The 11165-nt window shown below is 68.1% G+C and carries 12 protein-coding genes; 2 read left to right on the top strand and 10 right to left on the bottom strand.

Annotation, left to right across the window (positions count from 1 at the left end; genetic code table 11):
* Positions 1–60: 60 nt before the first annotated feature.
* Both AC5P74_RS00700 and aroE read right to left on the bottom strand, forming a co-directional pair.
* Positions 61–414 (bottom strand): hypothetical protein, encoded by a 354-nt coding sequence (locus AC5P74_RS00700; RefSeq protein ID WP_005420176.1) that lies wholly within the window; start codon positions 412–414, stop codon positions 61–63.
* A 3-nt stretch (positions 415–417) separates the two neighbouring features.
* Positions 418–1263, bottom strand: a complete 846-nt coding sequence (aroE, locus tag AC5P74_RS00695; RefSeq protein ID WP_053496798.1) for a shikimate dehydrogenase — start codon at positions 1261–1263, stop codon at positions 418–420.
* Positions 1264–1312: 49 nt separating this feature from the next.
* Here aroE and AC5P74_RS00690 point away from each other — a divergent pair, with 49 nt between their 5' ends.
* On the top strand, positions 1313–2176 hold the full coding sequence (locus tag AC5P74_RS00690; RefSeq protein WP_206620038.1) for a TolB family protein: 864 nt from the start codon (positions 1313–1315) through the stop codon (positions 2174–2176).
* 87 nt (positions 2177–2263) lie between these two features.
* Here AC5P74_RS00690 and AC5P74_RS00685 read toward each other — a convergent pair whose 3' ends face one another.
* The 4 genes from AC5P74_RS00685 to AC5P74_RS00670 all read right to left on the bottom strand — a co-directional run bounded on the left by AC5P74_RS00685 (position 2264) and on the right by AC5P74_RS00670 (position 4864).
* Positions 2264–2533, bottom strand: a complete 270-nt coding sequence (locus AC5P74_RS00685; protein ID WP_005420179.1) for a hypothetical protein — start codon at positions 2531–2533, stop codon at positions 2264–2266.
* A 32-nt stretch (positions 2534–2565) separates the two neighbouring features.
* Positions 2566–3555 carry a porphobilinogen synthase gene (gene hemB / locus AC5P74_RS00680; protein ID WP_005420181.1) on the bottom strand — a complete coding sequence of 330 codons (990 nt, stop codon included), beginning with the start codon at positions 3553–3555 and terminating at the stop codon, positions 2566–2568.
* Between the two features lie 19 nt (positions 3556–3574).
* Positions 3575–4492 (bottom strand): bestrophin family protein, encoded by a 918-nt coding sequence (locus tag AC5P74_RS00675; RefSeq protein ID WP_053496796.1) that lies wholly within the window; start codon positions 4490–4492, stop codon positions 3575–3577.
* Between the two features lie 123 nt (positions 4493–4615).
* Entirely contained in the window at positions 4616–4864 is a 249-nt protein-coding gene (locus AC5P74_RS00670; protein ID WP_005420185.1) for a hypothetical protein, read from the bottom strand.
* A gap of 186 nt (positions 4865–5050) precedes the next feature.
* Here AC5P74_RS00670 and AC5P74_RS00665 point away from each other — a divergent pair, with 186 nt between their 5' ends.
* Positions 5051–5515 carry a hypothetical protein gene (locus tag AC5P74_RS00665; RefSeq protein WP_049439393.1) on the top strand — a complete coding sequence of 155 codons (465 nt, stop codon included), beginning with the start codon at positions 5051–5053 and terminating at the stop codon, positions 5513–5515.
* An 84-nt stretch (positions 5516–5599) separates the two neighbouring features.
* Here AC5P74_RS00665 and AC5P74_RS00660 read toward each other — a convergent pair whose 3' ends face one another.
* From AC5P74_RS00660 to AC5P74_RS00645, 4 genes are all read right to left on the bottom strand, one after another.
* The gene (locus AC5P74_RS00660) at positions 5600–7402 is read right to left on the bottom strand and encodes a DUF885 domain-containing protein (protein ID WP_346607859.1); all 1803 of its coding nucleotides are present in this window, start codon (positions 7400–7402) and stop codon (positions 5600–5602) included.
* Positions 7403–7469: 67 nt separating this feature from the next.
* Positions 7470–7985, bottom strand: coding sequence for a cytochrome c oxidase assembly factor Coa1 family protein (locus AC5P74_RS00655; protein WP_053496794.1), 516 nt, complete (start codon positions 7983–7985; stop codon positions 7470–7472).
* A gap of 25 nt (positions 7986–8010) precedes the next feature.
* Positions 8011–10236 (bottom strand): S9 family peptidase, encoded by a 2226-nt coding sequence (locus AC5P74_RS00650; protein WP_053496793.1) that lies wholly within the window; start codon positions 10234–10236, stop codon positions 8011–8013.
* Between the two features lie 157 nt (positions 10237–10393).
* Positions 10394–11083 (bottom strand): glutathione binding-like protein, encoded by a 690-nt coding sequence (locus tag AC5P74_RS00645; RefSeq protein WP_346607858.1) that lies wholly within the window; start codon positions 11081–11083, stop codon positions 10394–10396.
* Positions 11084–11165 lie beyond the last annotated feature (82 nt).

The raw sequence follows: 11165 nt of genomic DNA, 5'->3' as shown, positions 1-11165 counted from the left end.
CGGCGGCTGGATGAACACGCCGGACGCTGCTGGCGACGGCCCTGGGCCGTCACCGCGGTGTCACTGCACCGCGTTGCCGCGCAGCCGCAGCAGGCGCACCAGCGCCCACACCAGCAGCACCACGCCGATGGCCTCGACCATTGCCAGCGCGAAATGCAGCACGCCGAGGATGGCGCTCAGGCTCGACACGGCACTGAAATCACCACTGCGGACCATCCACATCGGCAGGATGCCCGCCGCCATCCCACCGAGGCTGGTCAACAGCAACAGCAGCAGGCCGACCAGGGCGCCGGTGCGGGTCGCATCGCGCGGCGCACCGACCACCCAGACCAGGCCGACGCACAGCGCGATCAGCACCGGCAGGCGCACACCGACCATGCTCAGCACGGTCACCATCAAGGTCGTGCCGTCCATCGATCAGTCCTCGCCGGCCAACACAGCCGGGCCCTGGCGCAGCGCCTGGTAGACCTCGTCGGTCTGCGGGCGTACGCCGTGCCACTGCAGGAAGCTCTCGGCGGCCTGTTCGACCAGCATGCCCAGGCCATCCACGGTGTTGCGGCAGTCCGCCGCGCGTGCCCATGCCAGGAAGGCGATCGCCGCCTCGCCGTAGTTCAGGTCGACGGCGGTGGTCATCGAGTTGACCAGCGACAGCGGCAGCTTGAACTCGACGTCGCGGTCGCGGCCCGCCGAGGTGGCGTTGACGATCAGTTCAAAGTCGCCCAGGTCGCGCAGGTCCTCCCAGTAGCGGCTGATCGCGCGGCCCGGTTCGCCCATGGCATCGATCAGCTCGTCGGCACGTTCCGGCGTGCGGTTGACCACCACCAGTTCGGTGATGCCGGCATCGAGCAGCGCCGGGGCGACGCTGCGCGCCGAGCCACCGGCACCGATCATCAGCACGCGACGGCCGCGCAGGTCCAGGCCGTGGCGGTCGGTCAGGTCGCGCACCAGGCCGATGCCATCGGTGGTGTCTCCGTGCCAACGGTCGCCCTTGCGCAGCAACGTGTTGACCGATCCGGCGCGGCGCGCCCGTGCGGTCAGCGTGGTGCACACCGAGAACGCGGTTTCCTTGTGCGGCAGGGTGACGTTCGCACCGACACCGCCCTCGGCAGCGAAGGCCTCCAGGCCGGCCAGGAACGCCTCCGGGGCCAGGTCGATCGCGCGATAGTCGATGGTGATGCCTTCCTGGCGACCGAACGACGCATGGATCTGCGGCGACTTCGAATGGGCGACGGGGTGTCCGAAGACGGCGTAACGGTCGGTCATGGAATCCTCAAGCTGGCTAGACTGATGCTCTGTTCGTGCATGGAACCGGATGATGCGCATCACCCCGCCCCTGCTGGTGCTTGCCGCCAGTCTACTCTCTGCCCCCGTGGCGATGGCGTTGAACGAGTACGGCATCGAAGGCATGGGCGTGGTCTCGACCCGCGCCGACGAGGGCCGCGCCACGATCAGCGCCGATGGCCAGCGCATCGTTTTCGCCCGCCGCGACGAAGCCGGCTGGGGCCTCTGGGAGGCACGCGTGGTCGACGGTCGTTGGCAGCAGGCACAGGCACTGCCGGTCGGCGTGGCCGGTGAAGCCCGTGATCCCTACTTCAGCCGTGATGGCCGCTGGCTGCTGTTCGCGGCCGGCCGCGAGGGCGCGCTGGCGCTGTACCGCGCTGCGCTGGCCACCGATGGCCGGCTGGACCCAGCGCAGCCGCTGGGCGGTGACGGCGGGCGCCGGGAAGAGCGCGGACCGGCCCTGAGCGCGGATGGCAAGCAGCTGTTGTTTGCCCGCCAGCAGGGCCATGGCGCCGGCTGGGACCTGTTCGTAGCGACGCTGGATGCGCAGGGCCTGCGTGGCCCGGCCACCGCACTGAGCGCGCTGAACAGCGCCGACGACGAGACCGACGGCGACTGGCTGGGCCATGACGGCGCCGTGGTGTTCAGCCGCGGCCACGGCAGTACCGCGCAGGTCTGGAGCAGCGGCTGTGCGTGGAGCGGTGTGGCGCTGCAGCCGCTGGGACTATCGTTCAACCAGGCCGGCGGCTGGACCGGCGCGCCGGTGATCGACAACGCCAGGCCCGGCGAGATGATGGTGGCCAGCAGCGCGGCAAAGGCGCCGCGCGCCGGTGGCGTGGACGTGTACCGGTTGGCGGTGCCTGGGGTGGCGGCGGTGGCCGGGTGCGTGCGGTAGATCCACGCCGCGCGTGGATGATCGTTTGGTAGATGCCAACCTTGGTTGGCATGCGGGAAAGTGCCAACCAAGGTTGGCACCCACCCGTCAGCGCGACAGCACCTTGGCGCGCAACTGCTCGTACTCCATCTCGCTCAGCTGGCCGTTGTCCTTGCGCTGGTTCAACGCAGCCAGCTCGGCCTGCACGCTGTCCGGCAGGGCCTGCTCACGGGCTACGTGGCGGGCGGCGGAAAGCTGCTCCGGCGGGCGCTTGCCCGCCCGCCAGGCGGCGATGAAGACACCGACGATGATGGCACCGAACACCAGGACACCGGTGCCCCAGATCAGCCATTGCATCCATCCCAGTTCGGGTCCCATCGCGCAGTCCTCCGTCTATCGTGGCGCTATTGTCAGCGCTCGCGCAGCCATCGCGCCACCTGCGGCGCGAAATAGGTCAGCACGCCATCGGCACCGGCCCGCTTGAAGCCCAGCAGCGACTCCAGCACGCAGGCACGCTCGTCCAGCCAGCCGTTGGCGAAGGCGGCCTTCATCATCGCGTACTCGCCACTGACCTGGTAGGCGAAGGTCGGCACGCCGAACGTGTCCTTCACCCGGCGCACCAGGTCCAGGTACGGCATGCCCGGCTTGACCATCACCATGTCGGCGCCCTCTTCCAGGTCCAGCGCGATCTCGCGCAGGGCCTCGTCGCCGTTGGCCGGGTCCATCTGGTAGGTCTTCTTGTCGGCCTTGCCGAGGCTGGCCGCGCTGCCCACCGCATCACGGAACGGGCCGTAGAACGCCGAGGCGTACTTGGCCGAGTAGGCCATGATGCGCACGTTGATGTGGTTGTCGGCATCCAGCGCACGGCGGATCGCGCCAATGCGGCCGTCCATCATGTCCGACGGCGAGACGATGTCCACACCGGCCTCGGCGTGCGACACCGACTGCTTGACCAGCGCTTCGACCGTGATGTCGTTCAGCACATAGCCCTTGTCGTCGATGATGCCGTCCTGGCCGTGGGTGGTGTACGGGTCCAGCGCCACGTCGGTCATCACGCCCAGTTCCGGGAAGCGCGACTTCAGCGCGCGGATCGCACGCTGCGCCAGGCCGTCCTCGGCCCACGCCGCCGACGCGTCCAGCGACTTCAGCGACGGGTCGATCACCGGGAACAGGTCGATCACCGGAATGCCCAGTTCCAGCGCTTCTTCGGCCACCTTCAGCAGCTCTTCGATCGACAGCCGCTCCACGCCCGGCATCGACGGCACTGCGGTGCGGCCCGCCAGTTCGTGCACGAACACCGGGTAGATCAGGTCGTCGGTGGTCAGCGTGTTCTCGCGCATCAGGCGGCGCGAGAACTCGTCGTGGCGCATGCGGCGCGGGCGGTAAAGCGGATGGGACATGGCAGGCTCCGAGGAGTGGCTATTGCAACAGGTAACCCTGCGGCAGCAGGGGTTCGGGCAAGGGGCGTTCGCCGAGCGCGTCGAGCTGGTCGATCTCGATCGTGCGCACCAGCGCGTCCAGCGGCAGGTCGTTCGGCTCCAGGCCGAACGGGTCTTCCATTTCTTCGCCCAGCTGGTCCAGGCCGAAGAAGGCATAGGCCAGCACCGCCGACAGCACCGGCGTGCCCCAGCCCAGCGAACTGGCCAGGCCGAACGGCAGCAGCACGCAGAACATCCACGCGCAGCGATGCAGCAGCAGGGTGTAGGCGAACGGCAGCGGCGTGGTGAGGATGCGCTCGCAGCCGGCCTGGATCGACGACATCGCGTGCAGGCGGTCTTCCAGCTGGGCGTAGAGGATCGGGTCGAGGTCACCGGAACGCAGCGCCTGGGCCAGCTCGGCGGCGATCATCGACAGCAATGCATCGGGCACGTTCTCGCGCTGCCCAAGTTGTTCGCGCTGGCGCTTGTCCAGCCACGGCAGGGCCATCAGCGCCACGATGCGCCCGCGCAGGCGACCGGCCAGGGCATGGGCGAAGGCGGTGGTGAGGTACGCGATGCGGCGACGGCGGCCGCCGTCATCGGCCAGCAGCAGGTGCACCTGGCGGGCCAGCGAACGTGATTCGTAGACCAGCTGGCCCCACAGCTTGCGGCCTTCCCACCAGCGGTCATAGCAGGCGCTGTTGCGGAAGCTGAGGAAGATCGACAGGACCAGGCCGAGCAGGGTGAACGGCGTGACCGACACGCGTTCGATGCCGGTCGGCGGGGCCAGCTCCACCACGGCCGCCACGGCAATGGACAGGATCAGGATGGCCAGCACCTTCGGCGCGATCGCTTTGACGATCGAGCCGCGCAGGATGTACAGCAGTTGCCAGCCGTGGGGACGGGGTCGGATGATCATCGGGCAGCCGCGCCAGGCGCGGAATCACAGGCACGCGGGGGGCTCGCGCAGCCACTCATTGTACGCCCCTGCCCGGCCAGCAGCCGTGTACCTGCGACGCCCGGTCGCACCGGGTGCCGGGATTCAGATCACACCGCCGCCCAGGCCCAGGCGCAGGATGCCGACCACCACCACGATGCCATTCAGCACCAGCCCGGCCCAGGCCCGGCCGCGCTTGGTCGGGTGGGTAAACAGGATGCCCAGCGCGGCGATCACCGCGCCGACGGCGGCGAACGGGATCAGGAACCAGTTGCCCCAGCCAAGCAGCGGAATCAGCGCCAGGATCATCCACAACAGCGCCAATACGCCCCACAAAAGACTGATCACGCCCATTCCGCTCTCCCGCAGTTGGTTCCTGTCTGTCCACCATAGTCGTTCACGCGGTCGCCGCCTACTGCCGTTGGCGGGGCTGTCACCCGACGCGTGCTAGCGTGCTGCCGTGGGTGCCCGGGCCCGGGTGTTGGCGCCGATTCAGAGTGGCCCACCGAAGATCGCAACCAGTCCTACAGGGGTCGTGCCATGAACATCCGTTGGGCCGCGCTGGCGGCCATCCTGCTGGTCGCCGCCGGTTGTGCCAGCACCTCCAAGGTCATGCTGGGGCGCGCCCGCGCGCCGATCGATCCGGCACTGGTGCAGATCTATTCCACGCCACCGGCCGGCTCGCAGGAAATCGCGCAGCTGGAATCGGCATCTGCCGTGGGCTTCGGCACGCAGGGCCAGACCGATGCCGCGGTGGCACGCCTGAAGCGTGAAGCGGCGGCACTGGGCGCCAATGGCGTGGTGCTGATGGGCGTGGGCAGCAGCGGCTCACCGGTGGGCATGTCGGTGGGCGCCGGCACCTTCGGCTCGCATGTGGGCGGTGGCGTCGGCATCGGTATTCCGACCACGCAGAAGCGCGCCGCCGGCGTGGCGATCTGGGTACCCAATCCGGAACCGCCGGCACGGTTGCCGACCCAGGTGATCACCCCGCAGCCGCAGCGGTGATGCGATTGCATCACCGCTGGTAGCGCCGGGCCATGCCCGGCGGCTTTTCCGCTGCGCTCGCCGGGCATGGCCCGGCGCTACCACTTACTTCTGCTTGTACTTCGGCACGAACACCTTGTTCACCGCGTCGGCCAGCTGGTCCGGCGGCAGCAGGCCCTGGTCGAGCAGGAAGTTGTTGAACGCCAGGCGGTCGAACTTCGCGCCCAGTGCCAGCTCGGTCTGCATGCGCAGTTCGAGGATGCGGGTGTAGCCATAGAAGTAGCTGCCCGCCTGGCCCGGCATACGCACCATGTAACGGTCCAGTTCCTGGGTGGCCATCGCCTTGGACAGGCCGACCTGCTCCATCAGCACACGCTCGCCGTTGGCGCGGTCGGTCAGGCCGAGGTTGAGCATCGGGTCAAGCATTGCGCGTGCGGCCCGCAGCAGGCGGAACTGCAGGGCGATCATCTGCCCGTCCAGCGGCTCGTACGGCACCATCTCGGCCTCGGCATACAGCGCCCAGCCTTCAACATTCACCGAATTGAACGCGAACATGGTGCGTGCCAGCGAGACACCACGCTCGACCATCGCGGTGAACTGCAGCTCGTGGCCGGGGCGGCCTTCATGCGCGCTCAGCGTCCATGCCGCCGCACCGAAGTTGAAATCGTCGTATTGTGCGCCCGGGCCCGCCGCCGGGTTGCCCAGCGGCAGCACGAAGGTGCCCTGCTGCCCGGTGTTGTTGACCAGCGGCGCCGGCAGGAAATGCGGGGCCGGGCTGGCCGCGCTCTCGGCGGCCGAACCCAGGCGCATCTGCATGGCGCGCTTGGGCACGTCGACGATGGCATGCTCGCGGATCAGCGGATCGATTGCATCGATCACCTTGCGGTAGTGCCCTTCCAGATGGTCGTCGGCGATCTTGTCGGCCTTCAGCGCGCGGATCACCGCCACCGGGTCACTCGGGTCGGCCACCTTCAGGCCCTTGTCCTTCACCACCAGCGGCGCCAGCTGCTGCATCGCCGAGCGGGTTTCCATGAACTCCAGCTGCGCGCGCTGCATCAGCAGCTTCGGATCGATATCGATACCGACCTGCTTGAGCTGGTAGGCGTACAGCGGCGCCGGCAGGCGCGCATCGGTGCGTGCCTTCGGCAGCACGTCCTTGCGGGTCCAGGCGGCGTAGTCCTTCATCTGCCCGGCCAGGGCCTTCATCGCCTCATCGGCGCCGGCGATCTGGTACTTCTTCAGCAGCGACTCGATGCCGGTGATGTACGTCTCGACATTGTCCAGCGATTGCTGCACTTCGATCTTCGTCGGCTGCAGCAGGCTGCCGTCCTTCAAGCGTTCTTCGTAACGCTGGCGGGCCAGCGTGGTGAACGCGGTGCCACCCGGCTGCAGCCCGGCGTAGGCCTTGAGGCGGTCGATCGCCTTGGCCCGGCGCTCGGCCGGCACCTGGTCGGACAGCAGCAGGTTGAGGCCGCTGAAGATGGTCTGCGGCGCGTCACTCCATGGCAGCAGGTACTTCTCGTTGAGCTCGCTGCCTTCGATGTTCTGGTTGGCGGCGTGGATCATGATCTCCAGGTCCTGGCGGACGTTGGGATCCTGCTCGGTGGCCAGCTTGGCTTTCAGTTCATCGCGGGCCTTGGCCATCGCGGCGCGGTAGCGCTTGCCATTGTCCGCACCGAGGTCGGCCACCTTGTCGTCATAGCCGGGCACGCCGAAGAAGCCGGTTTCTTCCGGCTGGAACGGGCCCTGCGCATCAAGCAGGATCTGCGCCAGTGCGTTGCTGCGGGCCACCCAGGCCGGGCTGGCCGGAGTAGCGGCCTTGGCGGCGGGTGCCGCCAGCGCCGGCGGTGCGGACATCAGCGGGGCGGCAGTCAGGGCCAGGGCAACGGCCAACGCGATCGGCTTCATGGTGCACTCCAGGACAGGGTTGCCCGCACCCTACGCGCTCAGCGCTGTGGCGACAATCGGCCGGAGGTCACAACGCCGCGGCCAGCGGGCATTCGCCGCGTTCGCGGCAGGCCTGCAGCTCGCATTCCTGCGCGGCCTCATCATCATCCAGCGCGGTCAGGTCGAACGTCTGCTTGTTCTCGCCCAGCACATACATCACCGGATAGTCCCAGACGTCGTCGCTGCGGGTGCCCTTCACGAACAGCCGGCCGTGCGCGCGCGGGCCTTCCAGGGCCACGGTCAGGCCGACGTCACGCTGGCCGTTGATCGCGGTCTGCATGCTGCCCAGCGGCATCGACTCGGCACGCAGCGGCTCGCCGAAGGCTTCCACCAGTTCGATGCTGCATCCAGCGCGGCGCATCGCTTCGCGCATCGGCGGGCTCTCGCGTGCGGCCTCGCTCCAGCGCAGCACGCTCCAGGCCACCACGCCACCGGCACCGGCCAACACCAGCAGCACGGCCAGCGGCATCGCCCAGCGCCAGTGACGGGACCACCAGCCGGCAGGCTTCGCGCCATGGGTGGGAATCGGCGGCGGCAGTGTCATCGGCGGGCTCCTTCCCGTTTGTGCATCAGGGCTTCAGGCAGCGTCCCAGGAAGGCTTCGGCCACACGGTAGCGATGCAGCGCATCGGCGCCGGACAGGCCATGCTTGGCACCCGGATAGGTCATCAGCTCGAACGGCTGGCCGCGCTTCTGCAGCGCGCTCATCAGGCTGGTCGAGTTGGTGAACAGCACGTTGTCATCGGCCATGCCGTGGATCAGCAGCAACGGCGAACGCAAGCCTTCGATATGGGTCAGCACGCGCGCTTCGCGGTACCCCGCTTCGTTGCGCGCCGGCAGGTCCATGTAGCGTTCGGTGTAGTGGCTGTCATACAGGCCCCAATCGGTGACCGGTGCGCCGGCCACGCCACAGGCGTACTGGTTCGATGCCTTGGCCAGCAGCATCAGAGTCATGTAACCGCCGTTGGACCAGCCCTGCACGCCGATGCGCGCCGGGTCCACCCACGGCTGCTGCTTCAGCCAGGCCACGCCGCGCAGCTGGTCGGTCACTTCCACCGTGCCCTGCTTCCCGTACAGCGCACCACCGAAGTCGCGGCCACGGCGCGGAGTGCCGCGGTTGTCCAGCGAGAACACCACGTAGCCCTGCTGGGCCAGGTACTGGTTGAACAGATGGTCGCCGCGGCCGGGCCAGCTGTCGGTGACGGTCTGGCTGGCCGGGCCGCCGTAGACGTACACCGCCACCGGGTAGCGCTTGGACGGATCGAAGCCGGCCGGCTTGATCAGGCTGTAGTTCAACGGGGTCTTGCCGTCGGCAGCCATCAACGTGCCGAACTCGACCGGGCGCTGCGCATCGCGGTAGCGCGCATACGGGTGCTTGGGATCGGTCAGGTCGTTCTCGACCAGCGTGGCGATCTTCTCGCCGTTGGCGCGGAACAGTTCGATCTGCGGCGGCGTGGTACTGTTGGACCAGCTGTCCACGTAGACGCTGGCATTGCGGGCGAAGCTGGCGCTGTGCATGCCCGGCGCCTTCGACAGGCGCTGCGGCTCACCGCCCTGCAGCGACACCGCGTAGATCTGGCTTTCGCGCGAGGTCTCGATGCCAGCACGGAAGTAGGCCTTGCCAGCCTTCTCATCGACCGCCAGCAGTTCGTCCACCGGCCAGTTGCCATGGGTCAGCGCAGTGGCCTTGCCCTTGCCATCGATGCGGTACAGGTGCTGGAAGCCGGTGCGCTCGGACGACCACAGCACGCTGCCATCTTCAAGGAAGCGCAGGCTGTTGTGCAGCGGCACCCAGGTCGGGCTGGTCTCGTGGGCGAGCACGCGCTGGCGGTTGGAATCGAGCGCCACTTCGACCAGGTCCAGCTGCTTCTGATCACGCGACTGGCGCTGGAAACTCAGGTGCTGCGCATCGCGCCAATCGACGCGGGCCAGGTAGATGTCCTGTTCCTTGCCCAGGTCGATCCAGCGCGGCTGCGCATCGGCGGCCGGTGCGATCACGCCCAGCTGCACGCGCACGTTGGCGTCGCCGGCGGCCGGGTAACGCTGTTCGATCACATCGGTGCGGTCGGCGTAGACCTCGTAGCGCTTCTGCACCGGCACCGGCGCCTCGTCGATGCGGGCGAAGGCGATGGCCGAATCATCCGGCGCCCACCAGTAACCGGTGTGGCGATCCATTTCCTCATCGGCGACGAACTCGGCCACGCCGTTGCCGATGGTGGTGCTGCCGTCGCGGGTCAGCTGCAGCTGCTTGCCACTGGCCAGGTCGATCACCCACAGGTTGCGGCCGCGGATGAAGCTGACGAAGCCGCCCTGGGGCGACAGCTTGGCGTCGGTGGCGAAGCCTTCACCGTGGGTCAGCTGGCGCACGGCCGCCTGGCCATGCTGCTTGAGGTCGTACAGGTAGAGTTCGCCGCCCAACGGGAACAGCAGGCGCTGCGCGTCCGGCGACCACTGGTAATCGACGATGCCGGTCATCGCCGCGATGCGCTGGCGCTCGCGTCGGGCCTTTTCCTCATCGCTGAGGGTCTCGGTGCCGGGCAGCACGACCTTGGAATCAACCAGCAGGCGGGTCTGGCCGCTGCCGATGTCGTAGGTCCACAGGTCCAGCTGGTTGCGGTCGCTGTCCTTGCCGCGCAGGAAGCTGACCTGCGAACCGTCCGGCGCCACCTTGGGCTTCATCAGGGTCGGGCCGGACAACGGCAGGGGGCCGGTGATGGCTTCCAGGGTCAGTTTTTCGGCGTGGGCGGCGGTACTGGTGGCGAGCATGAGGGCAAGCGAAGCGAACAGGTGGCGCATGGAGGATCCCGGCAAACGGCAGGTCCGCCTCCACGCGGGGCGCGGGACGGTCGTCCCCCATCCTAACCAAGCCCGTGCGGGAAGGCAGCATGACCTTCTGCCCATAAGGAGTGCCGGTAAGGAGTGCCGACCAACGGTCGGCACCCACCGAACTGGGTCAGCGCTGGCCGAACAGATGCTTGCGCTCTTCGTCGCTGAGCGGCTTGCCGGCGTTCGGGTTCACTTGCTGGCGCAGCGCATAGGCGCGCTGGGTGGCCGGGCGCGCGGCGATGGACTCGTGCCAGCGCTTGAGGTTCGGGAAAGCGGCGAAGTCCACCGGCAGCTTGTCGTAGGCGCCGATCCACGGGTAGCTGGCCATGTCGGCGATGGTGTACGCGTCGCCGGCCAGGAAGGCGTGCTGGGCCAGGCGCTTGTCCATCACCCCGTGCAGGCGGCGCACCTCGTTGTCATAGCGCTCGATCGCATACGGGATCTTTTCCGGGGCATACACATTGAAATGCCCCATCTGGCCACTCATCGGACCCAGGCCCGCCATCTGCCAGAACAGCCACTCCAGGGTGGTGATGCGGCCGCGCGGGTCGCTGGGCAGGAAGCGGCCGGTCTTCTCGGCCAGGTACAGCAGGATCGCGCCGGACTCGAACACGCTCTGCGGGGCGCCGCCATCGACCGGGGCGTGGTCGACGATGGCCGGCATCTTGTTGTTGGGCGAAATGGCCAGGAACTCTGGCTTGAACTGGTCGCCCGAGCCGATGTTGACCGGGTGGATGCGGTACTCCAGGCCGGTTTCCTCCAACAGCAGGGTCACTTTATGGCCGTTCGGGGTGGGCCAGTAATACAGGTCGATCATGGCGTCGGCTCGGGGTGCGGAAAGGAACCTGAAGTCTAGTGCGTGAGTTGGGTTGGCACCGTCATGGCGGGCCGGTAACCTC

This window comes from Stenotrophomonas sp. YJH_SMC_94-11 (assembly GCF_059370435.1).
This window is presented reverse-complemented; position numbering and strand designations above follow the sequence as displayed.